At 68.7% G+C, this 24,124-nt stretch carries 23 protein-coding genes and 3 tRNA genes; 12 read left to right on the top strand and 14 right to left on the bottom strand.

Annotated elements, in window-relative coordinates:
- Position 1: 1 nt before the first annotated feature.
- Genes PP359_RS07630 through PP359_RS07615 form a run of 4 tightly spaced genes read right to left on the bottom strand, consistent with a single transcriptional unit; the run spans position 2 to position 4,690 of the window.
- A complete protein-coding gene (locus PP359_RS07630; RefSeq protein WP_499250249.1) occupies positions 2 to 898 on the bottom strand; it encodes a hypothetical protein in 897 nt (298 codons plus the stop codon).
- Positions 895 to 2,019 (bottom strand): Gfo/Idh/MocA family protein, encoded by a 1,125-nt coding sequence (locus PP359_RS07625; protein ID WP_051039568.1) that lies wholly within the window; start codon positions 2,017 to 2,019, stop codon positions 895 to 897. Before PP359_RS07625 ends, PP359_RS07630 begins: the two co-directional genes overlap by 4 nt.
- Positions 2,016 to 3,164 (bottom strand): DUF1972 domain-containing protein, encoded by a 1,149-nt coding sequence (locus PP359_RS07620; protein WP_294979148.1) that lies wholly within the window; start codon positions 3,162 to 3,164, stop codon positions 2,016 to 2,018. Before PP359_RS07620 ends, PP359_RS07625 begins: the two co-directional genes overlap by 4 nt.
- Complete coding sequence (locus tag PP359_RS07615) at positions 3,164 to 4,690, bottom strand: sugar transferase (RefSeq protein WP_499250248.1); 1,527 nt, start codon at positions 4,688 to 4,690, stop codon at positions 3,164 to 3,166. The genes PP359_RS07620 and PP359_RS07615 overlap by 1 nt, the downstream gene beginning before the upstream one ends.
- A gap of 346 nt (positions 4,691 to 5,036) precedes the next feature.
- Between PP359_RS07615 and PP359_RS07610 the strand changes: the two genes are divergently transcribed.
- Positions 5,037 to 6,320 carry an MFS transporter gene (locus PP359_RS07610; RefSeq protein WP_499250247.1) on the top strand — a complete coding sequence of 428 codons (1,284 nt, stop codon included), beginning with the start codon at positions 5,037 to 5,039 and terminating at the stop codon, positions 6,318 to 6,320.
- Positions 6,317 to 9,181 carry an alpha-L-rhamnosidase gene (locus PP359_RS07605; RefSeq protein WP_499250246.1) on the top strand — a complete coding sequence of 955 codons (2,865 nt, stop codon included), beginning with the start codon at positions 6,317 to 6,319 and terminating at the stop codon, positions 9,179 to 9,181. The genes PP359_RS07610 and PP359_RS07605 overlap by 4 nt, the downstream gene beginning before the upstream one ends.
- Here the strand turns inward: PP359_RS07605 and PP359_RS07600 are convergent.
- The 5 genes from PP359_RS07600 to PP359_RS07580 all read right to left on the bottom strand — a co-directional run bounded on the left by PP359_RS07600 (position 9,178) and on the right by PP359_RS07580 (position 13,272).
- Positions 9,178 to 10,599, bottom strand: coding sequence for a carboxylesterase/lipase family protein (locus PP359_RS07600; RefSeq protein WP_499250245.1), 1,422 nt, complete (start codon positions 10,597 to 10,599; stop codon positions 9,178 to 9,180). The two genes, PP359_RS07605 and PP359_RS07600, sit on opposite strands and share 4 nt — an antisense overlap.
- 67 nt (positions 10,600 to 10,666) lie before the next feature.
- On the bottom strand, positions 10,667 to 11,254 hold the full coding sequence (locus tag PP359_RS07595) for a MarR family winged helix-turn-helix transcriptional regulator (protein ID WP_499250244.1): 588 nt from the start codon (positions 11,252 to 11,254) through the stop codon (positions 10,667 to 10,669).
- A 19-nt stretch (positions 11,255 to 11,273) separates the two neighbouring features.
- Positions 11,274 to 11,828 carry a hypothetical protein gene (locus tag PP359_RS07590; RefSeq protein WP_499250243.1) on the bottom strand — a complete coding sequence of 185 codons (555 nt, stop codon included), beginning with the start codon at positions 11,826 to 11,828 and terminating at the stop codon, positions 11,274 to 11,276.
- Positions 11,825 to 12,397, bottom strand: a complete 573-nt coding sequence (locus PP359_RS07585) for a hypothetical protein (RefSeq protein WP_499250242.1) — start codon at positions 12,395 to 12,397, stop codon at positions 11,825 to 11,827. Before PP359_RS07585 ends, PP359_RS07590 begins: the two co-directional genes overlap by 4 nt.
- Before the next feature lie 80 nt (positions 12,398 to 12,477).
- Positions 12,478 to 13,272: a CPBP family intramembrane glutamic endopeptidase gene (locus PP359_RS07580; RefSeq protein ID WP_499250241.1), complete on the bottom strand. Its 795-nt coding sequence runs from the start codon at positions 13,270 to 13,272 to the stop codon at positions 12,478 to 12,480.
- A 201-nt stretch (positions 13,273 to 13,473) separates the two neighbouring features.
- On the opposite strand from PP359_RS07580, the gene PP359_RS07575 reads away from it, so the two are divergent.
- A complete protein-coding gene (locus PP359_RS07575) occupies positions 13,474 to 14,268 on the top strand; it encodes a MarR family winged helix-turn-helix transcriptional regulator (protein ID WP_499250240.1) in 795 nt (264 codons plus the stop codon).
- A 31-nt stretch (positions 14,269 to 14,299) separates the two neighbouring features.
- Here PP359_RS07575 and PP359_RS07570 read toward each other — a convergent pair whose 3' ends face one another.
- Positions 14,300 to 14,896 carry a class I SAM-dependent methyltransferase gene (locus tag PP359_RS07570; protein ID WP_499250239.1) on the bottom strand — a complete coding sequence of 199 codons (597 nt, stop codon included), beginning with the start codon at positions 14,894 to 14,896 and terminating at the stop codon, positions 14,300 to 14,302.
- Between the two features lie 54 nt (positions 14,897 to 14,950).
- Between PP359_RS07570 and PP359_RS07565 the strand changes: the two genes are divergently transcribed.
- The 8 genes from PP359_RS07565 (at position 14,951) to PP359_RS07530 (ending at position 20,985) form a co-directional block, all read left to right on the top strand.
- Positions 14,951 to 15,391, top strand: a complete 441-nt coding sequence (locus tag PP359_RS07565; RefSeq protein ID WP_499250238.1) for a hypothetical protein — start codon at positions 14,951 to 14,953, stop codon at positions 15,389 to 15,391.
- A gap of 27 nt (positions 15,392 to 15,418) precedes the next feature.
- Positions 15,419 to 15,838 (top strand): DUF4279 domain-containing protein, encoded by a 420-nt coding sequence (locus tag PP359_RS07560; RefSeq protein ID WP_499250237.1) that lies wholly within the window; start codon positions 15,419 to 15,421, stop codon positions 15,836 to 15,838.
- Between the two features lie 793 nt (positions 15,839 to 16,631).
- Positions 16,632 to 17,039 carry a MarR family winged helix-turn-helix transcriptional regulator gene (locus PP359_RS07555; RefSeq protein WP_499250236.1) on the top strand — a complete coding sequence of 136 codons (408 nt, stop codon included), beginning with the start codon at positions 16,632 to 16,634 and terminating at the stop codon, positions 17,037 to 17,039.
- 38 nt (positions 17,040 to 17,077) lie between these two features.
- The gene (locus PP359_RS07550) at positions 17,078 to 17,470 is read left to right on the top strand and encodes a tautomerase family protein (protein WP_499250235.1); all 393 of its coding nucleotides are present in this window, start codon (positions 17,078 to 17,080) and stop codon (positions 17,468 to 17,470) included.
- A gap of 24 nt (positions 17,471 to 17,494) precedes the next feature.
- Positions 17,495 to 18,352, top strand: coding sequence for a fumarylacetoacetate hydrolase family protein (locus PP359_RS07545; RefSeq protein ID WP_499250234.1), 858 nt, complete (start codon positions 17,495 to 17,497; stop codon positions 18,350 to 18,352).
- The gene (locus PP359_RS07540; protein WP_499250233.1) at positions 18,349 to 18,738 is read left to right on the top strand and encodes a RidA family protein; all 390 of its coding nucleotides are present in this window, start codon (positions 18,349 to 18,351) and stop codon (positions 18,736 to 18,738) included. Before PP359_RS07545 ends, PP359_RS07540 begins: the two co-directional genes overlap by 4 nt.
- Positions 18,728 to 19,693, top strand: coding sequence for a serine/threonine dehydratase (locus PP359_RS07535; RefSeq protein ID WP_499250232.1), 966 nt, complete (start codon positions 18,728 to 18,730; stop codon positions 19,691 to 19,693). The genes PP359_RS07540 and PP359_RS07535 overlap by 11 nt, the downstream gene beginning before the upstream one ends.
- A gap of 68 nt (positions 19,694 to 19,761) precedes the next feature.
- Positions 19,762 to 20,985, top strand: coding sequence for an MFS transporter (locus PP359_RS07530; protein ID WP_499250231.1), 1,224 nt, complete (start codon positions 19,762 to 19,764; stop codon positions 20,983 to 20,985).
- A gap of 539 nt (positions 20,986 to 21,524) precedes the next feature.
- Here PP359_RS07530 and PP359_RS07525 read toward each other — a convergent pair.
- The 3 genes from PP359_RS07525 to PP359_RS07515 form a co-directional block, all read right to left on the bottom strand.
- Positions 21,525 to 21,597: transfer RNA gene (locus PP359_RS07525), tRNA-Phe, on the bottom strand.
- A gap of 82 nt (positions 21,598 to 21,679) precedes the next feature.
- Positions 21,680 to 21,753, bottom strand: a tRNA-Asp gene (locus tag PP359_RS07520).
- 27 nt (positions 21,754 to 21,780) lie between these two features.
- Positions 21,781 to 21,853, bottom strand: a tRNA-Glu gene (locus tag PP359_RS07515).
- A 352-nt stretch (positions 21,854 to 22,205) separates the two neighbouring features.
- Between PP359_RS07515 and PP359_RS07510 the strand changes: the two genes are divergently transcribed.
- Positions 22,206 to 23,522 (top strand): peptidoglycan DD-metalloendopeptidase family protein, encoded by a 1,317-nt coding sequence (locus tag PP359_RS07510; RefSeq protein ID WP_499250230.1) that lies wholly within the window; start codon positions 22,206 to 22,208, stop codon positions 23,520 to 23,522.
- Between the two features lie 66 nt (positions 23,523 to 23,588).
- On the opposite strand, the gene PP359_RS07505 is transcribed toward PP359_RS07510, so the two are convergent.
- Positions 23,589 to 24,122, bottom strand: a complete 534-nt coding sequence (locus PP359_RS07505) for an inorganic diphosphatase (protein WP_121189797.1) — start codon at positions 24,120 to 24,122, stop codon at positions 23,589 to 23,591.
- Positions 24,123 to 24,124 lie beyond the last annotated feature (2 nt).

Below are 24,124 nucleotides of genomic sequence, written 5' to 3'. Positions count from 1 at the left end.
GTCAGTGCTCGGGCCAGTACTCGTCGACGAGACTCACCGTCGAGGCGATGTTGGCTCGGCTCGACGCGCCGAACACGATCGATTCGAGGTTCGGCAGCGCGGTGACCCATTCGATCGCTTCGCGCGGCGAGATCGCGCCGCTGGCGAACACCGACATCGCGACAGTGCGGAACGGTCGCTTCTGCATCGCGTCGAGGTAGCTGTCCACGCCGCCGGACATGCGGAAGCCGAGCTTGTTGATGTTGGAGCACACGATCGGGTTCTCCACGCCGGCGCGGTCGAGATCGTCGAGCAGTCGCGGCAGGTTCATGGTGATGAAGCCCGGCTCGGCGTTGTAGCGCTTTCGGACATGGTCCGCGAAGATGCGGAAGGCATCGGTGAAGCCCAGGCCCGACAGCAGATCGACGATCACGTTCTGCAGCCAGATCACGGGCGTCGACAGGCCCGAGAACATCTTGAGCTCGGCGTCGATCAGCAGCGTGGCGACGCCCTCGATGTCCTTGCGCGCGAACGACGACGCGCCCCGCGCGATGGAATCGAGCAGGCCCTCTTCCGGGAGGAAGCGGCGCACCGCGCCGAGGAACCCGTCGTCGGTGACCGCATTGGCGTACTTGTGTGCGTACGGCATGCAGGGGAAGAACGTCATCTGGTCGTACCGGTCAGGATCTGCGCGCACCCGGTCGGCGATCTCACCGATGCGGTCGTGGGTCGTGCACATGAACGTGTGGACGCCCTCGTCGTAGGCGGCATCCAGCACCGACATGATCGCGTCGGTGTCCTGGAAGCGCATCTGCTGGGCGCGCGCCTTCTCCTCGGACATGTGGTTGACGCCGAAGAACTGGTTGTCGCCGAACAGCAGGCGGTCCATCGTCCGGGTGGACGGGGTGATGAGAGTCATCGTGCTCCTCCTCGCAGGGCGCGCAGTGCCGTGCCGAATCGGCTCGCGCGGCGCGGCGCGAGCGGGGTGATGGTCGCGGTGTGGCCGGATGCCGCGAGTCGCGCATCGACGCGGGTGGCGTCTTCGCTGATCATCGCGATGACGCGGTCGGTCGCCGCGGCGGAACCGAAGTCGTTCTGGCCGTGGACGGCACGAGAGCGCACACGCCAGACGAAGGCGTCAAGTTGCGCACTGTACTCCTCGCCGCGCAGGTAGAACCACGGCGCTTCGGTGAGGTCGGTGGTGTAGCGGACGTTCCAGCCCGCGCGATAGCCCTCCGGGATCTCCGCGGTGTCGCGCAGGTACACCTGGATCTCCTGCCGGTCCGCGTGGATGCGCCCGTGCTCACCCCACAGGGTGATCTTGGTCGTCATCTTGCGCTGCGACTCGTCCGACCAGTTCGCGATGATCTGCGCGGTGCCCTGCGGGTAGTGCAGCGTCGCCGCGACGGCATCGTCGATCTGCGCCGAGAAGATGCTCGTCAGCTGGCTGCCGCTGACCGACTCCGGCTCGCCCAGGTACCACGTGAGCAGGTTGAGCGGGTGCGCCGCGTAATCGTAGAGGCAGCCCCCGCCGGTGGCACGCTGGCTGCGCCAGGTGCGTCCGGCCGGCTTCAGCACCACCGGCCCGTACGCTTCGGCGAGCGCGGTCTCGACCGTGCCGATCGCACCGAGTTCGAGCAGCCGCTGCACTTCGCGGAACGCGCCGACGAAGCGGTTGTGGTAGCCGACCTGCGTGACGATGCCTCTCTCCTCGGCGAGGGCGGCGAGTTCGACGCTCTCGGCGGGATCGATGACCAACGGCTTCTCGCAGAACACGTGGATGCCGCGGCGGAACGCCTCCCGGATCATTCCCGCATGCAGGTGGGTGGGCGTCGCCACGATGATCGCTTCGGGCCTGGCCTCGTCGAGCATCTTGCCGAGGTCTTTGTAGGTCGCTACTCCGGTGTACTTCGACAGGATGTCGAGAAGATAGCCGGTGGCGTCGCACACACCGACGAGATTGACCTCCGGGTGCGCCTTGATCATGGACAGGTGAGAGAGCCCCATTTTGCCGAGGCCCACGACGGCGACATCGATCACACCAGCACCTCCGTTCGTTGTGAAACATGGCCGTGGCGCGCGAGCGCCGTGAGCAGTGCGTGCTCGTACTGGGCGCCGATGTGCTCCCAGGTGAACTCTTCGCGGTACCGGGTTCGACTGGCTTCGCCCATCCGATGCAGCCGCCCGGCGTTCGGCAGGAGCTCGTCGAGCAGGACTGCGAGATCGTCGGCGTCGCGGAAGTACGCGTTGTCGGATCCGGCGACCCAGCTGTTGTAGCGGTTGTCGTGGGCGATGACCGCGTTGCCCGCGCCCATCGCCTCCACCAGTGACGGGTTCGTCCCGCCGACGGTGTGTCCGTGCACGTACACGGCCGCGTGCAGGCGCAACGCGGCGAGCCGATCCGCGTCGAAGATCGCACCGGGGAAGCGCACCTCGTCCGAGGCGGCGGAGCGGACGGCGAGGTGGTACGGGTCGGTGTCGGTGTACGGCCCGACCACGACGAGCGGCATCCCGCGGTGGCGTGCCGACCAGGCGGTCACGATCTCGAGCACGGAGTTCTCCGGAATCGGCCGGCAGACGACGATGCCGTACGCGTCGGGGGCGAGAGCGAGGTCGGAGACCGGTGCGACGGGTGCGCTGATGACCTCCGGTGCGCCGTAGGTGATGGTCTGCACGCGCCGTGCGCCGAAGTGACGCCGCAGATACGCGGAGATGACGGGGTGATCGCCGATGAGCACGTCACCGACGAGACCGGCGAGACGCTCGTTGCCCAGGAGGATGGCCTGTTTGGCGAGCCCCCAGCGCCGGCGGGTCCACTCCATCCCGTCCATGTTGATCACGTTCGGGATGCCGCGAAGGCGCGGCATGACATCGAGGACGCCGGTGTTGTATCCGAAGGTCAACCACACATCACCCTCGCGGTGGTGTGCGGTGGCGTGGCGGATCGAGACGAGGTCGAAGTGGGACGTGCCCTTCCAGCCTTCGCGCGGTTCCGGAACGAGCACCCGCTCGATCCCGTTCCAGCGATCCGAGGTGATGTCGCCGTCGCCGTCGAGCTGGCAGTACACCACGACGTTCCAGCCCCGATCGCGCAGGTACATCGCGACATGCTGTGCGGCAGTCTCGAACCCGCCGTAGGCGGCGGGGACGCCGTGCGTGCCGAGAATGCGGACCGTGCGTGTCATCAGTACGCTCCGTCCGGTCGCAGCATGACGCGCACCGTCCGCCACATGAGGACGATGTCCGTCATCACCGTCCAGTTCTCCACGTACCGCAGGTCGAGCCGCACGCTCTCCTCCCAGCTGAGGTCGCTGCGTCCTCCGACCTGCCAGGGGCCGGTGATGCCCGGCTTGATGTAGAGGCGACGGAAGACGTCGTCGTCGTAGGTGGCGACTTCGCTCGGAAGGGGAGGGCGCGGGCCAACGACACTCATGTCGCCGACCAGCACGTTCCAGAACTGGGGAACCTCGTCGAGCGAGTACTTCCGCAGGATCCGGCCCACGCGGGTGACCCGAGGGTCGTCGTGCATCTTGAACAGCGGGCCCGCGCCCTCATTGGCCGCGAGCAGCGCGGCGCGCCGCTCCTCGGCATCCACGGCCATCGAGCGGAATTTGATCATCCGGAACTCGTGGCCGTCACGCCCGACCCGTGCTTGGGGAAAGAACAGCGGACCGGGCGAGTCGAGCTTGATCGCGATGGCGATGACCGCCGCGATCGGCGCGAAGAAGAGGAGTGCGATCGAAGCGACCGCGATGTCGAGTGCGCGCTTGGCGAGGTAGGCGCGGCCGGTGAACGAGGCGATCTCGACGTGGATGAGTGGCAGCCCCTCGACGGGCCGCAGCGACATGCGCGGCCCGGCGACATCGGAGACGCGGCTGGAGATCACCAGTTCTGCGGCCGTGTTCTCCAGCTGCCAGGCGAGGTGCTTGATCTCGTCGGCGCCTTCGTCTCCGCGGCTGGCGATGATGATCGTGTCGGCGTCGAGCGCTGCGGCGGCTTCGGCCACGCTGTGCGTGCGCATCGCCGGGTAGATGGCGTCGCCGACGCGCAGGCTGTCGAGGTCGTCCCCGCGCAGCGAGGCGCCGACCACCTGGTAGCCCAGGCCGGGGTCGGCGATCGAGCGGATCACGTACTCGACGTCTGCGCGCTCGCCGACCACGATCGCGCGCGTCGTGTACGCGCCCGCGAGTCGACGGCGGATGAGCCAACGGCGCCAGAGCCAGCGCTCGAACAGCAGGACGCCGATGCCCAGCGGCAGCGCGACGAAGAGCTGCGCGCGGATGCCGTCGACGTCGATGGCCACATCGATCATCGCGAGAAGACCGAACGCGAACCCGGTCGCGTGGATCATGCGGGTGTACTCGGCGGCGCCCGAGCCGATGAGCTTGACGTCTCGCGTTGCGAAGGCGGAGAGCATCAGGAGCCAGATCACGGCCGTCGCGGTGGCGATCTGGAAGACGAGGCCAGGATCGGCGACGGCGAGCGGACCGCTCACCGCGCCGATCGAGACCACCGAGGCCACTGCACACGTGAAGGCGACCGCGGCGGCGTCGCTCGTGCGCAGGATCCAGCGGTAGCGGCGTTCCCACGACTGCCGGCGCTCGAGAGCGCGCGACGGTGGTGCGGCCGCGGACGCCCGGGACGCGATGGTCGGGAACGGGGAAACGAACCCGGTCGTCGCGATGCCCGTGGCGTCGTGAAGCGCGCTCATCGTGTGATCCCCAGCACGGACGAACGCAGCAATGCAGTCGGCATTTTGCCCCCCAGCAAACCGACGGACGAATCGAAATCCGTCCACCCCCAGTAAGACGACGCGAAGACCCCCGTCTCCTGCGGACCAACCCCCCGGCTGTCACGCGTGCGTCGTGAGCGACTCTACCCCGCGAATCGCGTCGAGCGCCACCGCGAGTATTCAGTCTGTGGACAGATGCCGTTCTTCCGGTGTTCTCCGGCCGCCGCGCGGGCATCCCGCAGACGGACTCTTAACCATGATTGTCTAAGCGACAATCATGGTCTACTGTGGGCTGCGCCCCGTCGTCAGCTTCGAAGGAGAAGCAATGCCCGCACGTCCGCTTCGTGAGCGCCCCTGGTGGGTCGCCGTCGTCTCCGGCATGGCGTCGTACATCGACTCCGCCGCCATCACCGGCTTCAGCACCTCGCTCGTGATCCTCCAGAAGGACCTCACCCTCGCGCCGTGGGAAGTCGGCGTCGCCGCCGGTGCTCTCACGCTCTCCATCGCGATCGGAGCACTGATCGGCGGCCGTCTCGGCGATCGATTCGGGCGCCGTCCCGTGTTCACTGCGACGATGGTGTTGGTGATCGTCGCGGTCGCGTCTCTGATCGCGGCGCCGTCGTTCACGATCGTCACGATCGGTGCCGTGCTTCTCGGGCTCGGCACGGGTGCCGACCTGCCCGTCTCGCTCGCGACGATCGCCGAGGCGGCGACCGACCGCAATCGGGGGCGGCTGCTGGGGCTGTCCAACCTCCTGTGGATCGTCGGGATCGTCGTCAACACCGTCCTTGCGAGCATCGTCGGCGACCTGGGACGCCCGGGTGCGCAGGTCATCTTCGCGCACATCGGCATCGTGGCCGCTCTCGTGCTCGTGGGGCGTCTGACCATTCCCGAGTCGGCGGCGTGGACGGTGGCGCGCGACGAGCGGCGCGCCGGCGTCGCCACGGTGCGCGCCGACCGGGCGCGTGTACGCGACCTGCTGCGCCCGCCGTACGCCGTGCCGTTCCTGGCGTTGATGGCCTTCTATGCCCTGACGAACCTCGTTGCGAACACGAGCGGCCAGTTCGGCACCTACATCGTCGTGACCTACGGCGGTGCGACGGTCGGTCAAGCCGCGCTCATCGCGCTGCCGATGGTGCCGGTCGCGGTGCTCGGCTACCTGTGGTTCATGAAGATCGCAGACGGTCCGCGGCGGTTCCTCTACTTTCAGGTCGGGGCCGCGCTCATGATCGTCTCCAAGCTGGTGATCGTGGTGGCCGGACTCTCTCTCGTCACCTACGCCGTCAGTGCTCTGCTGGCGGCAGTGGGCGGGGCATTCGCCTTCGAGGGGATCATGAAGGTCTGGACGCAGGAATCGTTCCCCACCCTGCTGCGCTCGACGGCGCAAGGCGCGATCATCTCGGTCGGGCGCTTCGCCGCCGCCGGACTCGCGGTGGTCACCCCCCTCATCCTGGACGCCGGGGTGACAACGCTGTACGTGCTCCTCACGGTCTTCAACGTCCTCGGGCTCGCGTGCGCGTGGGCGGTATTCCGGCGAGCGGTACCGCACGTCTTCGACGAGGAGGCGGCGCCCGATCCCGAGGCCGCCTCTACGACGGGTGCGGCATGACCGATCGGTCGGCCGTGCGCGTGGTTCGTGTCGACATTGAGGCCCCAGCGCCCGGTCTCCCGGTCGCATCGCCTCGTCCGCGGATGGGCTGGCGCGTCGAGGCGCGCGAGCCTGCGTGGCGGCAGGAGCACGCCGACGTACGCTGGGTCGTCGCCGGTCGAACGCAATACGCGCGAATCGCGGGGGAGAGTCGGTTCCGCACCGCCTGGCCGTTCGCCGCGCTGGAGCCGCGCGAGACGGGCGCGCTGTCGGTGCGGGTCGTGGGTGTCGACGGGAGCATCAGCGCGTGGAGCGACCCGGTGCGTGTCGTCGCCGGATTCCTCGCCGATGACGAATGGGATGCCGAGTGGATCGGCCACCCCGCGCCGCAGGCTCACGCCCAGCCGGCGCTGTTGCGGTGCGAGTTCGACCTCCCGGACCTCGGAAGCGACGCCCCCGCGGTGGTGCGCGCAAGGCTCTACGCGAGCGCCGTGGGCGGGTACCGGGCCGCCCTCAACGGGCGCGACGTCGACGATCACCTGCTCGCGCCGGGGTGGACGCCCTACTCGTCGCGCACGGTGCATGACACCGTCGAGGTCACCTCCCTCGTCCGTGCCGGCCGCAACTGTCTGAGCCTGCGCGCGGCCGGGCTGTGGGCGACCGAGCACTTCGGCTTCCGTCAGAACGCCCGCCCCCGTTACGGAGACCAGCCGCGGGTCGCCGCGCAGTTGCTTCTCGAATTCGCCGATGGATCTCTTCGGTGGGTGCGCACGGATGCGTCGTGGACGGCATCCACCGGCGCCCTCCTTGCCAGCGGGCTCTACGCCGGCGAGACCTACGACGCCCGAGCGCAGCCCGTCGACGCGGCCGGCAGGGCATGGGACGAACCGGGGTTCGACGACGGCTCGTGGGCGCCGGCGCGCGTGTATCCACGTGAGACGATGCCCGGTCCGCGGGTGTCGCCCCCCGTGCGGCGGATCGAGCAGCGGTACCCGGTCGCGCGGATCGCGACCGACGACGGCGCGACGATCCTCGACTTCGGTCAGAATCTCGTGGGCCGGCTGCGCCTGCGCGTCGTGGGCCCCCGGGGTACGCGGATCACGCTCCGTCACGCCGAAGTGCTCGAGCAGGGTCGCCTCGGTACGCGTCCGCTTCGCCGTGCCGCGGCCACCGACCGCTACACGCTCGCGGGCACCGGCACGGAGGTGTGGGAGCCGGAGTTCACGTTCCACGGCTTCCGGTACGCGGAGGTCTCCGGGTGGCCGGGTGAGATTCCGGAGGGCGCCGTCACCGCGATCGTCGTTCACAGCGATCTCGAACGCACCGGTTCATTCCGCACATCGCATCCGCTGCTGCAGCGCCTGCACGACAACGTCGTGTGGAGTCTTCGCGGCAACTTCGTCTCGATTCCGACGGACTGCCCGCAACGGGACGAGCGTTTGGGCTGGACCGGCGACATCCAGGTCTTCGCGCCGACGGCGGCCTTCCTGTACGACGTCCGAGGGTTCCTCGACTCGTGGCTGCGCGATCTCGCGCTCGAGCAGGCCGCTGACGGGACGGTGCCGTTCGTGGTGCCCGACGTCATCGGCATCGCACGGCCGGCGGCAGCGTGGGGCGACGCCGCCGTGATCGTCCCCGACGTCCTCGAGCATCTCCTCGGCGACACCGACACCCTGAGCCGGCAGTACCCGAGCGCGAAGGCGTGGGTCGATCGCTGCCTGGAGCTGGCCGGACCGACACGCGTCTGGGAGGGGGGCTTCCAGTTCGGCGATTGGCTCGACCCCACCGCGCCGCCGGATCGACCGGCGCAGGCGATGACCTCCACGGGGCTCGTGGCCACCGCTCAGCTCGCGCGCTCGGCCCGCCTGCTCGCCCGCGCGGCCGCTCTGTGCGGCGAGTCCGCGGATGCCGTGGCCTATGCGGCCGTGGCGGAGGAGGTGACCGCGGCGTTCGTCCGCGAGTTCGTGACCCCCGCCGGGCGGCTGATGTCGGATACCCCGACCGCGTACGCGCTCGCTCTCGTCTTCGAGCTGCTGCCGGAGAAGCTTCGAAAGGCCGCCGGTGACCGCCTCGCCGATCTCGTCCGCGAGAACGGCTACCGCATCGCCACCGGCTTCGTGGGCACTCCGCTCGTGCTCGATGCGCTCACCATGACCGGTCACGACGCCCAGGCCGCGCGGCTGCTGCTGCAGACGCGGTGCCCGTCGTGGCTGTACCCCGTCACCATGGGCGCGACGACGATCTGGGAGCGCTGGGATTCCATGCTCCCCGACGGGTCGATCAACCCCGGCGACATGACGAGCTTCAACCATTACGCGCTCGGAGCGGTCGCCGACTGGATGCATCGCGTCCTCGCCGGGATGACGGCGCTCGAGCCCGGATACCGCCGCATCCGGATCGCGCCGCACCCGCTGGTCGGCATCGACGATGCGGCGGTGACGTACGCGTCGCCGTTCGGGCAGATCGAGGTCGGTTGGCGCCGTGACGGCGCGCGTGTCGTCGTGGAGGCGGTGCTGCCGACCGGCGTCGAGGCGTTGGTTCGTCTGCCGGGGGCGAGCGCGGACGTCGTGGTCGGTACCGGAACGTATCGCTGGGAGGTCGTCGTGGCGGAGCCTCCGGTTCCGGCTTCGGTGAGCCTGGACAGCGCGCTGGCGGAGATCATCGATGATGCGGACGCCCTGGCGGTGGTTGTCGACGCGCTCGATGCGCATCGACCGGGAGCGGCCGACGCCATGTTCGCGGCGACGCGGTGGACGCGGCAGCAGACGCTCGCCGAGGTGGTGTTCCAGTATGCGTCGCCCGCCGTGCAGGCTCAGATCGGCGCGCGTCTGGTCTCCCTCTCGGCGAGTCGGCAGAGCGTCGCCCCGACGAGTGGCGGTTAGGCCAGCGCGTCGACCACCGCGGCTCGGCGAAGGGGCGCGATGCGCGGGGCGTCGTCCCAGATCTGCGTGAGTCGTCTCGCGTCGAAGGCGGGCCAACCCGGGTCGCCCGTGGCGATGAACGACACCCAGGCGGCGTGCATCGCGTGTGCGAGCTCGGCGGGTGCAGCGGGGCCCGCCATGCGGATCGCCTCCTCCTCGTCGAGTCGGTCGAACGTGAAGCCCAGCTCCAGCGCGTGGGCGGCGCGGAGACCCCGCACCGGGCTCTCCCAGGCGAACTCGTACACATAGGTCGGTGCCGGGCGCGCCGTCGCCGCCCGCACCAGCGGGGCGCGCAGCATGCGATCGGTCAGCAGCTGTCCCAGCACCTCACCGGGGGAAGCGTCCGGCAGGGCGCCCCGCACCGCGCGGGCGGCGCGTTCGGGCGTACGCGTCGCGCGGCGCGCGAGCCAGGACTTCACCGGTCCGATGCTCGCGAGCGCGTCCGGGGTCAGCCAGAGCCGATACTCGTCGGTGTTGGTTCCGATCAGCAGCGGGAACTCGGCATCCGCGAGCACGTCGAGGGGTGAGGCCGGAAGAGTCTCCGGATCGATCGCGGGCTGGAAGCCGGGGGCGCCGCGCACCGGTGAAGATCCAGCGGAGATCTCCGCGCGGGCCTGCAGGAGCTCGGCGGTGGTGCGGGCGGCGAACGCGTCGCGAGTCGCGGGGATTCCGAGGTGGCGCGCGATCGCGTCGGAGGCACGGCGGGCGTGCTCTTCCGGCTGCGCTTCGAGCGGTCCGGACTGAATGATCGCGCCGGCCACGAGGCTGCGGGAAGCCGGCCGGGCGATCAGTGCGGCCACGAGTGCGCCCCCGGCGGACTCGCCCATCAGCGTGATCCGCGCAGGATCACCCCCGAAGGCGGCGATCTCGGAGTGCACCCATTCCAGGGCCAGGGCCACGTCGAGGATGCCGATGTTGCGCGGCGCGCCCTCGAGCACGCTGAACCCTTCGGCGCCCAGTCGGTAGTTCGCCGAGACGAAGACGATCCCGTCGCGGGCGAACGCGGTGCCGTCGTAGACGGGTTGAGCCGAGGCGCCCCGCTCGAGCGCGCCGCCGTGCAGCCACAGGACGACGGGCCGGGGGCCGCCGGCGCGGGTCGCGGGCGTCCAGACGTTCACGGTCAGGATGTTCTCGCCCTCGATCACGGGGCAGCTGAGCAGTTCGCCGATGTCGCCGGGGTAGGGCGACTGTGGCGCCGTGGCGCCGAAGCTGTCGGCGGCGCGCTCGTGCGTCCAGGCCCGGGCGGGGACGGGGGCCGCGAAGCGGTGCGCGCCGACCGGAGGCTCGGCGTACGGGATGCCGAGGTAGCGGTCGATCCCGCTCTCCCGAGGCCCGCGGAGTGCGCCGGTCGACACATCGATTCGCACGGTCTCCGTCATGGCATCTCCGCTCTCGACGTGGTGATCACGTCGTCAATCATTGTCGCTTGGACAATGATATCGGATCTCACGGCGCATCGCCGGGGCGCCACGGTGTCGCGGCATCCTCCCAGGTGCCGCCGGCGATGCGGTGTACGTCACCATCGACCTGGCGGTCCAGGTCGCGCACGAGCCGCACGAGCAGCGCTTCGAAGCGCACGCGATCGTCCTCGCTCCAGTCCGCCAGAGCGCCGGCGAGGTCCATATCGCTGGCCGCCACGATGCGGCGCGCGACCTCACGTCCCTCGGACGTCATGCCGATCATGGTCTCGCGGCCATCGGCGGGGTTGGCCATGCGGCCCACGAGACCGGCCGCTTCGAGGCGCCGGACCACCTTGCTGAGGTTCGAGCGCCCCGTGTGGGCGACGTCCGCGAGCTCGGTCGGCCTCGCCACACCGCGGTAGGCCAGCTGATTCATGACGAGGAACGCGAGCATGTCGCCGGCAAGGGGGAACTCGCTGCGGTCGAGGAGGTCTTCGCGCCTCGTCGCCGACGAGGCCCACGTCACGACGGCCTGCATCGCCGCTCGGGCGTTCAGACCCCCATCGCCGACGACCGCGCGCATCGTTGCGGGCGTCGCATCGAGCTGGACGGGCGTGACGGCGGGGCGGGGCACGCTCTCATTGTCGCCATTGTCACGTGATGGTGCCAGCCGGGTGGGGCGAGCTGGTGCCGCGCTGGAGCCTTTCGAGCTCGGCGATCTGCGCGTCGATCTCCGCGGATAGTAGCGGGTGGTGGATGTGCGTGGTGGGATCACGGGTGTCGAGCCCGAGGTCGTCGGTCATCACCACGTCGATGACGTCTATCGGGCACTGCGCGCATGCCACGGCGAACGCGGTGCCACCGTTCTCGCTCAGCACGAGCGCGTCCTCGAGGCACTCCAGCAGCTTCAGCGCGCCGGTACCGGCGCTGGTGACCGTGTCGATCTCGTCGACGTCGATCGTCTCCAGGCGCAGCAGGACGGCGTCGATGGATGCCGCTTCGTCCCTGTTCGCGGCGGCGCGACGCTCGACGAAGGTCAGCGCCTCCGCGGCCGCGGCGCGTGCTGCGGCATCCGGCAGATCATCCGTGTGCGCCGCGAACAGCCGTCGCGCGCACCAGGCGCCGAACGCGAGGCGCGCCGAGGGCGTGAGGCGCTCGATCGCGCTCTCCAGCGCGGCGAGGTATGCGGGGAACGAGTCGATCGTCATGACCGGTGGATGCGGCGGTCGGCGCTGGTCAGCGCTGCTTGCGCCTCGAGGTCGGCGATGACGGCGGCTTGCGCGGCGAGCTCGTCGGCGAAGAACGCGTCGTCGAGCGGGTCGGTCTCGGGGCGCAGCGCCCCGCCGTGCTTGATCGTGTTCAGCACATCCACCGGCGCCCAGAGCGCGGTGAGCACGTCGTCGGGATCGGGGTCTGATGTCACGGCGATGCTGAGCGCAGCCTCGGTCGCTTCCATCAGCTTGAGAACGCCGCTGCCGGAAGGCCTTGCGAAGTCGAGGTCGTCGATGTCGATGTCGCGCACGGCGGTGAGGTGGACAGACAGCTCGTCGCGGAAGCGGGCGTCGAGGGTGCCGGTGTCGACCGCCGCCCATGCGGCGTCGATCGCGTCGCGCAGCACGCGGCGTGCGTCGCCGTGCTCGAGCTCGTCGAGATAGGCGCCGTAGGTGTCGTCGAGGTGGGTGGCGCTCCACGCCGCGAGAAAGAGGAACTCGGCGGCGCCGAGCGGCTTCAGCTTCGCGCGCGTGCGTCTGCTGAAGGAGGCGTAGGTCACGGCCATCGGCTCTCGCCTTTCGTCGCGTCAGTGCTGTCCGACGTTCAGGCTACCCGTCGTCATGCCGTCGCTGCGGGCGCGACGGACTATCCGATCTGCGCCTTCGCCGGGTTGAGCCTCTCATCGGCGCCGCGGACCACGAAGGCGACGCTGATCAGGGCGATCACGATCGCGACGATCTCGAGAATGCCGGAGAAGACATAGAAGGGACCCGGTGTTCCGTGACCGACGGCGAAGGTGGAGAAGTCCCAGAAGCCGTGCAGCACCATGGCCCAGATGAGGCTGCCCGTCACACGGCGAAGGACGTAGAAGATGGTCCCCGCCCCGAACGCCAGTGCGACCTGCTGCAGCGTCGGTGCAAGAGGCTGGCCGGTGAGCGCATTGACGAGGTGCATCAGTCCGAACAGTGCAGAAGTGAGGAACCAGACCCAGACCTCGGAGAGTCGGCTGCGCAGCGCCACAAGAAGCACACCGCGGGTCGTGAGCTCCTCCGTGAACCCCACGAGGAGGAGGACGATGGATGCCGCGAAGAACGCACCATCGTACGAACCCCAATCCGTCGAGGCCAGATTGAGCACCAGTGCGAGCACCATGATCGCGGGGGCGATGATGGGCCACGTGTGGGCGGCGCGGTGCCGGTCGAGCAGCGCCGGGCGCCACCAGCCGAGCAGCGTGGTCGTGATGGCGAGGAGGATCGCGCCGACGATCAGGGACAGACCGGCACCGAGGAAGAGGTTGCTGCCGCTCTTGCCGAAGTCGGTGTAGGCGATTCCGGTGATCTGCTGGACGCCGAACACCACGGCGACGTAGGCGAGGTAGATGACGAGGCCGATCCATACGCGGGGACGCACGCGGAGGGAAGAGGGCGGTGCACTGCTCACGGATGGTCTCCTTGAAATCTCGCCGAGGAAGGTCTTCGGGTTCCAGACTGTCGACGTTCTGATGAACCTGGGCCTGACGCTAGCGGAAATTGGGACAAAACTGAACAACCCGCGGTGGCCTTGACATCGGGCGCGCGGGCCATTCCTGATTGGATAGCGAGGGGGTGCATAGGGGTGGATCCGACGGAGCAGGGGCGAGCGATGGAGCTCTTGGGGAGCTTCAACGACGCCCTCACCCGCATGTTCGACGCCGTCTTCGAGACGCAGTGGGCGGAGATCGAGGAGATCCTCGTGGTGTCAGCGATCGCGTGCCGGCCCGCCGTGACGACGCGTGACCTCACGGGCATGGCGCAGATGAATCGGCGTGCGATGTCGCGCCTGGTCGCCCGCCTCGCCTCACGGGGACTCGTGGAGACACGACGAGCGCCGTCCGACGGGCGAGCGACGATGGTCGTGTTCACCCGCGCGGGGCACAAGGCGGCGCGGAGGTTCCGTGTCGCCGCCGACGACTTCCTCCGCATCAGCTCGGACACCGCGCGTGAGATCTGCGAGGGGTTGGGGAGCGGCGTGCAGACCTCGCCCGAGCCTTCACTCGACGTGATGGATCTGCTCGTCCGTGTGTGCCAAGCGGGCATTGCGCTCGTCCGCGCCATGCCGGCGGCTGCGTCGGAGGGGCGGCTCGCCGCGCGGCAACGCGCGGCGCTCGTCCTCGTCGCCAGCCACGGTGCTTCCCGCCCGCGCGAGCTCCCGGCCGCCCTCGGGGTTTCTCGCGCCGGCGCCGCGTACATCGTCGACCAGCTCTGCGAGAAGGGGTTCGTGGTGCGGCGGCGCGGCTCGGTCCCCGAGGATCGTCGGGCGGTGGTGCTTGAGGTGACGGCTGACGGCGCGGGAGCGGTTCACGATGTGATGGCGGCCATCGACGCCCAGCGGGATCGGGTTGCAGCCGTCTTCGGCGAGATCGCGGTACGGCAACACGCGACTCGGTCCACGGCCTAGCGGATGCCGGAGTGAGCCCGTCGGCTTATCGTCACCCGCGCCGTTCGCCGAGGATGGCGCCGACCGGCCGGCGACCCCGCTCCGAGCGTCGATGGGTTTCGATGACGTCGAAGCCGGCCTCGTCGAGCCGCGCCTGCAGCTCCGATGTCGGCCAGCGGTAGGCGCGCGTGACCGCGTGGTCGAAGGGCTCGACCTCTTCGCCGTCGAAGTAGCCGATCAGCAGCGTGCCCCCGGGCCGGAGCACGCGGGCGAACTCGATCAGCGGCACGGCGATGCGCTCGGGCTCGTGGTGGATCGTCGAGAACCACGACAGGATGCCGCCCACAGCACCGTCGTTCTCGTCGATCGCATCGATGCTGCCGAGGTCGAACCCGACACCAGGGTAGGTCGTGCGAGCGCCCTCGATGAACGCGGGCACGAGATCGAAGCCGCGAATGTCGACGCCTCGCCGGTGGAGGTGGTGGGTCCAGTGCCCCGGTCCGCATCCCGCATCCAGAACGGGGCCGGATGCCCCGGCTGCCCAGGTCTCGACGAGCTGTCTGTCGCTGGGGTGCACGGCGGTCATCGATCCGACGGCCTCGACATACTCGGCCGCTCGTGCAGCGTAGGCGGCGGCGACATCGGTCACACCACGAGGGTAGAACGGATGCCGGGGGTGGGGCCGTTCTCCTAGAGTGAGCCCGTGAGGCCGACAATGCGTTTCGTGGGGGTCGCGGCTCTTCTTGCCGCGGGGGTCACGCTGGCCGGATGCTCCTACGTCAACCGCGTCGCCGCGCGGATCAACGCGGATGGCTCGCTCGATTTCGCGACGTGCGATGCGCGCAATGCGGACTACTTCGAGGTGACGTGGTCGGTCGGTGAATCAGTGGAGCAATCCGCGAGGTCGGTGACCCGGATCATCGGAGACGTCCAGACGGGTGACGTGTTCCACCTGGATGCCGTCGCCCCGAGCGGCTGGACGAGCGTGACGGTGGCAAGCCTCGGCGGACCCAGACCCGGCATCTCCGCCTCCTTCCCGGCGGAGGATTTCGAGTCGGGCTCGTGGGCGTGGAATCAGACCGGCGTCTTCATCGGCAAGGTTGATGTCGAGCACTGCGACCTCGACGAGGCGAACATCCGCTGACCGGCGACGTCGCTCTATGCTCGGCTCATGATTCGCGCCGGTCGAGCGTCGCTGGTGGTGACGTCCGTCGAGACGGATCCCGATCTGGTGACGCAGCATCTCGGGCTTTCGCCGATGACCGTCATTCGTAAAGGGCAGGCGAGCCGTTCGGGTCGCGTCCGTCAGCACCACACCTGGGCGGTGGATGCCGGGCCCCTCTTGAGTGACGAGGAAGACCGGACCGGCACCGCGGCATTGACGGCTCTTCTGGGGCAGTGCCGCGCCGCCTGCGGACGCGTGGGGAGTCTGCCAGCGGACTGTCACGCCCGGATCGTGTGGTCCGCGGATTCGGACTCTGCACACGGCGGGTTCGTCCTGACTGCCGAGCTCGCCGCGCAGATCGCCGCGCTGGGTGTCGACCTCTACGGGACGGTGTACCTCGGCGACGGCGCGGAGCGAGACCAGTAGTCGGACTAATCATCGAGGCCCGTAGCCGGGGCAAAGCAAAACCCCCGCCATGGAGAAGCTAGGCGAGGGTTTCTGGAACCGTTGTAACGACGGTTCGTGTGGCTCCGACGGGCGTCGATCCCGTGACCTCACGATTTTCAGTCGTGTGACACGGGTTCGTGGGTGCCAGTTGGTGCTCGATCGCCGCGTGATTCCGCGGAGGTTGTTCTGGTTGGTGGTGGCCGATTCTCAATGGTGTCAATTGAGTTCCCGGCCCGGGACCGGGCCGGACTCGCATCTGCGGGCGAGGCGCCGAAAATGTCGGTGGGCTCGGGCCAATCTGGCTGCGTGGAGGCTGTCGATCAGGGGGGGTAGTTGCGCTCGCGCGGCCGCTCTGCGCGCGTGGATCTCGATCCGTCGTCGGTTCTGCTGACCCTTCAGCCGAACTTACTCCCGTCGCCGCCGCAGTCTTGACGGAGACCGGCGTGGTGGTCCGCTCGGGCTTCTCGTGCTGGCCTCGTTGGTCGCTGGCTTGATGTTCACTCCGCCCTGGAAGCCACTCCGCCTCTGGTGCTGTCAGATGCACCGCCGCTTGAGCGTGACTGGGGGTCGTTGGCCGCAGAAGAGGTGGGTGCGGCGTACGTCGAAGCGCTCTCGCCGTCGACCCGCGCGCGTCACGGACGGCACTACACATTGCGCGGAACCGGGCTGAGTCCACGCTCGTTTGCATCGATCGCGGGCTCAGTGACCGAGGCACTTTGCAGATTCCTACACCGGCCACGCTAAATCGCAATACGTGTATATACTCGTAAATATGAAGACGGACTGCTATTGCACGAGCCTTCGCGTGGCGGCGCGTCGCGCGTCGGCGATCTACGACCGCGCGCTGGAACCGGTAGGTATCAATGTGGCGCAGTGGGGGTTGCTGCGCCGACTGCCGTTCCCGGGCTCGGAGCCGATCACGATCCAGGACCTGGCCGACCGTGCGGAGTTGGAGCGTTCGACGGTGGCGCGCAACCTCCGGGTGCTGGTGAAGCTCGGTCTCGTCGAGATGACCGCCTCGCCGGCTGATCGGCGAGCGACTGCGCTTGTGCTCACTGAGAAGGCGGTCGCGGTCACGGTCGAAGCGTTACCGCTGTGGGAGAGTGCGCAGACCGAGATCGAGCAGATGCTCACCGCGGATTCCGCCGCGCAGCTGCGCCAACTGGCGCTCTCCATCTGAACGACATTCCCTACCGCGCTGAACTCTGAAGGAGCGTCATGCCTCTCGTCAAAGTCAACCTGCTCGAAGGCCGCAGCACGTCGGAGAAATACGCGATCGCGGCGGCCGTGCAAGCCGCTCTCGTCACGAACCTCGGCGTTCCCGACGCGGACCGCTACCAGATCTTCAACGAGTTTCCGGCGGACAACTTCCGTCACACCGATAGCTATCTCGGTCTGAACTACACGGAGCAGTTGCTGATCATCGAGATCACCGTCCTGGTCGGCCGTACGGATGAGATCAAGAAGGCCTTGCTGGCCGACATCAACCGAAACCTGGTCGCGGCGGGTGTCGTCAGTTCCGACGACGTGTTCGTCACGATCACCGAGATCGGACTGGCGAACATCTCGTTCGGCGGTGGCCTCGCCCAGCGCGCGCCGGCTGACGCCTGACAAACGGGCCGGAGGAGCAGCAACATGAGACTTGCCGTGATCGCAGCCCGGACCAGCATCGTGCGCGATGGGTTGGCGTTCGACGTCGCGACCAACAGCGACGGCCGGTTCGGCCCGAGCCCGGGCGCGGTCTACGAGGACTGGTCCGCGTTCCGGTCGTGGGCCGATTCCGCGCCGCTTGCTGGCGGGGTCCCGTTCGTCGCTGCGGAGGCGGATGCGCCGTCTCCCGCCCCACGTCAGCTGTTCGCGATCGGTTTGAATTACCGTCCGCACCAGATCGAGTCCGGGTTCGAGGAACCACCAGAGCCGATGGTGTTCACCAAGTTTGCGTCCTCCATTACGGGACCTGTCGCGGATCTAACGTTGTTCACCGATCAGGTCGACTGGGAGGCTGAAGCGGCCGTCGTCATCGGCGTCACCACCTATCAGGTTGCTGCGGAGGATGCGTGGGCGCATGTTGCCGGCGTCACGGCTGCGCAGGACTTCTCGGCGAGGGACGTGCAGATGCGGCCCGCGGGGACCCCGCAGTTCAGCCTCGGCAAATCGTTCCCCGGCTTCACTCCGATGGGCCCGGCCCTGGTCACTCCCGACGAGTTCGACGACTGTGACGACATCGCGGTGCGGTGTGTGATCAACGGCGTCACCGTGCAGGAGAGCAGCACCGCTGACCTGATCTTCCCTGTCCCGGAGCTGGTCGCATACCTGTCCGCGGTCCTGCCATTGCTGCCCGGCGACGTCATTCTCACCGGCACCCCGGCCGGCGTCGGACTCGGCCGCAACCCGCCGAGCTACCTCGTACCCGGAGACGACGTCGTGACGATCGTCGGCGACCAGACCCTGCAGCACACCGCCATCGCGAACCCCACCCAGGAGCCATCATGAGCATCACCCGCACCCTCTCCGGCCCCGGTCGGCCCTCGGGGTTCCCGTTTAGCCTGGCCGCCACCGCGAATGACACCTGTTTCATCAGCGGGATGCCGGCGCTCGGCGAGGACGGGAAGTATCAGCCCGGCACCTTCGAGGACGAAGTGACCCTCGCGTGGCACAACATCACCCAGATCGCCTCCGCCGCCGGGTTCACCCAGGACGAGATCGTGTACGTGCAGTGCGTGGTCGCTGATATCGACGACTACGCCACCCTCAACGAGTGGTGGCGACGCCAGTTCCCCGACGTCCAGGTGGCACCGGCACGGTTCACGTTCCAGGCCGGGGCGCTGCCGTTCGGCTGCAAGATCGAAGTGCAGGCCGTCGCCGCTCATGGCCGCTGACACGCCCCGTCGCATCCACCTCACCCGAGACGACATCGACGCGGCTGCCCACCGGCTCGAGGGCCGTATCCGCCGCACTCCCGTCATCTGGGTGGGAGAGAATCAGCTCAGCCCGTCGCATCCCAGCTTCTGGCTGAAGCTCGAATCGCTCCAGATCACCGGGGCGTTCAAAGCACGCGGCGCGCTGAACAGCCTCCTCGCGACACCCATCCCTAACGCGGGCGTGTGCGCTGCCAGCGGGGGAAACCATGGCCAGGCGGTCGCGTGGGCTGCCCGATTGCTCGGCGTGCCCGCCGCAGTGTTCGTGCCGACGACCTGCCCGGAGGTGAAACTGCGGCGACTCGCCGGGTACGGCGCTCAGGTCACGGTCATCGGCGACGTGTACGACGAGAGCCTGGTCAGCGCGCAGGCGTACGCGAACGAGACCGGTGCCCGGCTCATCCACCCTTTCGACCAGCCCTTGACCGTCGCCGGCGCCGGCACCGTCGCCACAGAGTTCCTCAAGCAAGTGCCCGAACTGGACAACGTCCTGATGTCGGTCGGTGGCGGCGGACTGTTCGCGGGCGCCCTCACGGCACTGGAGGACAGCCCGACGACTGCTGTCGGCGTCGAGCCGACCACTGCCCGCTGCCTCGGCGCCGCGCTCGACGCCGGCGCACCCGTCGATGTGACCGTATCGGGCGCGGCCGTCGACAGCCTCGGACCTGTTCGCGTCGGGCAGATCGCCTTCGATACCGTCACCGCCCACCGCGCCGGTCGTGTTGAAATCACCGACGACGCGATCCGCGCCGCGCAACGCGCAGCCTGGAACGAGCTCCGGATCGGTCTGGAAGGCGGTGGAGCGGCCGCCCTCGCCGCGATCCTCAACGGCGCCTACCAACCCGCCCCCGGCGAGATCGTGGGCATCATCGTAAGCGGCGGCAACGTCGACCTCACCACCCTGAGTCAGCTATGACGCGCACCGAATCGACCCCGGACCACACGGAGCAGCCACGACGGCCGCGGATTCACCCAGCCTGGTGGGTGGCCGCGGTCGCGTTCATCGCCCTCTTGGCCGCGGCCGGCTTCCGTGCCGCACCGGGCGCGCTGATGGTGCCGCTGAACGAGGAGTTCGGCTGGTCCACGAGCGTCATGTCGCTCGCGGTCAGCGTGAATATGCTCCTCTACGGACTGACCGCACCGTTCGCCGCGGCCCTCATGGACCGGTTCGGGGTGCGACAGGTCGTCGCGACCGCCCTCACCCTCGTCGCGCTCGGCGCCGGCGGAAGCGTCCTGATGACCGCGTCCTGGCAGCTGCTCATTTTCTGGGGACTGCTCATCGGACTGGGCACCGGATCGATGGCGCTGGTATTCGCCGCCACCATCTCCAACCGCTGGTTTGTGCACCGCCGCGGGCTCGTGATGGGCATCCTGACCGCCGGATCCGCCACCGGGCAGCTCATCTTCCTGCCCCCGGTCGCCCTGCTGGCCGAGACCACCGGCTGGCGTTCAGCATCGCTCGTCGTCGCGGCTGCGGCGCTGCTGGCGGTACCGCTGGTGTGGTTCGTGATGCGCGACTACCCCGCGGACCGCGATGTCCTTCCCTACGGCGCCGACCCCGACAGCTTCGTAGCGCAAACCCCGGCAACCGGCGGCGCCGCCCGGCGCGCATTTGAGGGGCTCGCGTTCGCGGCGAAGACCCGCGCATTCTGGGCACTGGCGATCGCGTTCGCCATCTGCGGAGCGACCACCAACGGCCTCATCGGCATCCACTTCATCCCCTCCGCACACGACCACGGCATGGCGACCACGACCGCCGCGGGCCTGCTCGCCGTCGTCGGTGTCTTCGACATCGTCGGAACCGTCGCCTCGGGTTGGCTCACCGACAAGTTCGACCCCCGCAAACTCCTCATCATCTACTACGTGTTCCGTGGCGTCGGCCTGTTGCTCCTGCCTTGGCTGCTCGCCGAGACGATCCACCCCAGCATCGTGCTATTCGTCGTCATTTACGGCCTGGACTGGGTCGCCACCGTCCCGCCGACGGCAGCGCTTTGCCGCGAGATCTTCGGCGACCGCGGCACCATCGTCTTCGGATGGGTCTTCGCCGCCCACCAGACCGGCGCCGCCGTCGCCGCGCTCGGCGCAGGCATCATCCGAGACACGTTCGGCGAATACACCTACGCCTGGTGGGGAGGCGCCGCCCTCTGCACCATCGCGGCCATCCTCTCGCTCGCGGTCAAGCGATCAAGGGTCGGGAGTGCCCGCTGAGGGCCGACAGTTCGACCGATCCCTCCGAGCCGCTCTGAACGCGAACACGCTACTTTGAGGATTTGCAAAGTAGCGTCGCTTACGCAGTAGTCAACGGGATCCGACACCCGACTCACTCGATCCCACGGTGCGTCGCGTCAGGGGCTCCGCCGGCACGTTCGGTTTCGAGACCCTGACTGCGATCGCCAGTTTGGAGCCACCAGCCTCACTTCACGGGTTGCAGCAGAGCGCAAGATCGAGAGCGCGCGTGCGGCCGGCTTCGACATCGGCGAGGTCGGCGAGCGGCACTACTGAGCGAGGCAGGACTGTACGGATGGGCCCGGGTGCGCGTGCATTCTTCGGCCTTACCGGCCCAAGCTCCGTGCCGGGGTGTCTCGTCTCGCCGCGCTCGGTCAATGGGTGGGAGCTTACTCGCTCAGTGATCGGCCGGAGCGGCCCCGGGGACGACGCCGAAACCGCCCCTCACCGGGGCAAAGCAAAACCCCCGCCATGTAGAAGCTAGGCGAGGGTTTCTGGAACCGTTGTAACGACGGTTCGTGTGGCTCCGACGGGCGTCGATCCCGTGACCTCACGATTTTCAGTCGTGCGCTCTACCAACTGAGCTACAGAGCCGCGCGGCATCCGCTCGAAAGAACCTGCCGCGTCCTACACGAAGGGCCCTCGATCTCGAAAGAAAAGGGCCCGTCGCTCGGAGCGACCCTGACGGGACTTGAACCCGCGACCTCCGCCGTGACAGGGCGGCACGCTAACCAACTGCGCTACAGGGCCATACGTATTCAGTTGTGTGTCGGAGAGTGACCCCAACGGGATTCGAACCCGTGCTACCGCCGTGAAAGGGCGGCGTCCTAGGCCGCTAAACGATGGGGCCGAGCGAACCCGGAGGCTCATTCTTACCGACGCTCAAGCATAAGAGATCATCCAGCAAATCGGAAATCGAGCGCGTGGGATGCCGTGCCCCGCGGTCTCCGCAGGGGAGGATGGCCGCGGGCGCGGCACGTGCTGGCCTCCGAATTGCCCCGGTCTCCCAGCGGTTTCATCACCAGAAACCCCTGGGCGAATGTGACGAATGTTGTTAGTGTGACGTGTGTTGCCATCGTCGGATGGCGGGGGTCGACGCGCGTGAAAGACGGAGGTTCGAGGTGAAGACCGAGAAGGCCGCTTCGGCGGAAGACTGCGGCTGCGCGCCGACCGCCACAGAAATCGCGGGACTGCGTGGCCCGATGAGTCGCCGATCCGCCCTGGGACTCGCCGGGCTCGGCGTGCTCAGCCTCGGCGCCGTCAGCGCCTTCGGCCTGCGGTTCAGCCCGTCCGCGTTCGCCGCCGACTATCCCTCGTGGGACGACGTGCAGAACGCCAAGAGCAACGAAGCGGCCAAGGCCAACGAAGTCACCCGCATCCAGGGCCTCATCGCCGCCCTGCAGGCCGACGTCGCCGCGAAGCAGGCCGACGCCGAGCGCCTCGCCAACGAATACGTGCAGGCGCAGATCGACTTCGAGACCGCGTCCGACAACGCGGACGCTCTGCAGAAGCAGGCCGACGACGAGTCGGCGCGCGCGACCGCGTCGGCCAAGAAGCTCGGCCGTCTCGCCGCCCAGCAGTACCGTGCCGGCGGCAGCGACCCGTCCATGGAGCTCTTCTTCTCCGGCTCCGCCGCCAGCGCCGACGACCTGCTCGCCAAGCTCGGCACGATGGACCGCCTCGTCGAGGCCAACCGTGGCGTCTACGCCGACGCCGTCAGCGCCCGCAACAACGCCCAGAGCCTGAGCGACAAGGCGAAGGTGGCTCGCGACGAACGCGACCGCCTGCAGCAGGAAGCCCAGCAGAAGATGCAGGCCGCGCAGGATGCCGCCGCCGCAGCCCAGGCCGCCCTCGCCGAGCAGGACAAGAACCTCGGCACCCTGCAGGCGCAGCTCGCCGCCCTCCAGGACCAGACCGCGAAGACCGTCGCCGACTACCAGGCCGGCGTCGAAGCCGCGCGCAAGGCCGAAGAAGCCCGCCAGGCTGCGGCCGCCGAGGCCGCCCGGAAAGCTGCCGAAGAGGCCGCCGCCAATGCCGGAAACGGCGGCGGTGGCGGTGGCGGCGGCGGAGGAGGCGGCGGCGGCGGAACGCCCGGCACCGACGGGTGGGTACGCCCGGCATCCGGCTACATCAGCTCGTGGTTCGGAAACCGCGGCTCGGTCTGCGGCAACGGCGTGTGCACCAGCGGCGGTCACCGCGGCATCGACTTCGCCACCTCCTGCTGGTCGCCCATCTACGCCGCAGCCTCCGGCCGCGTCGTCTGGGCCCAGTACACCGGCGACTGGGGAAACTACGTCAAGGTCGACCACGGCGGCGGCGTCGTCACCGGCTACGCCCACATCGTCACCGGCGGCTACAACGTCGACGTCGGTCAGTGGGTCAACGCGGGCGACCTCATCGCCCACGTCGGCAACACCGGCGCCTCCACCGGCTGCCACCTGCACTTCGAGGTGTACTGGCAGGGCGTGCGCATCGACCCGGCACCCGTGCTCTACGACCACGGCATCAACGTCTACTGACGAGTGCTGCAACGCAGAAGAGCGGATGCCGACCGGCATCCGCTCTTCTGCGTGTGAGACCAGGTCTCAGATGGTCTTGGGGGCGTGACCCTCACCCTGGGTGGCGGTCTGCGCGTCCTCGTCCTGGAAGCGCTGGAACGCCTCGGCGACCAGACGCTCGGCCTCTTCGGCGCCGGCCCACTGGTCGACCTTGACCCACTTGCCGGGCTCGAGGTCCTTGTAGTGCTCGAAGAAGTGGCCGATCTCGCCCTTGGTCCACTCGTCGAGGTCGTCGACGTCCTGGATGTGCGCCCAGCGCGGGTCCTTCGCGAGCACCGCCACGACCTTGTCGTCGCCGCCGGCCTCGTCGAGCATCTTCAGCACGGCGACCGGGCGCACCTTGGCCATGACGCCCGGGTACAGGTCACGGTCGAGCAGCAGCAGCACGTCGAGCGGGTCGCCGTCCTCGCCGAGGGTGTCCTCGAAGAAGCCGTAGTTCGCGGGGTAGCCCATCGGCGTGAACAGCACGCGGTCCAGGAACACGCGGCCGGTGCCGTGGTCGACCTCGTACTTCACGCGGCTGCCGCGCGGAATCTCGATGACGGCGTCGTATGCGCCCATGC

Origin of the sequence: Sphingomonas sp. BLCC-B65, assembly GCF_028550675.1 — a bacterium.
Classification (GTDB): Bacteria; Actinomycetota; Actinomycetes; order Actinomycetales; family Microbacteriaceae; genus Microbacterium.
Note: the sequence above shows the minus strand (reverse complement) of the source record. Positions and strands in the feature narration are given on the sequence as shown.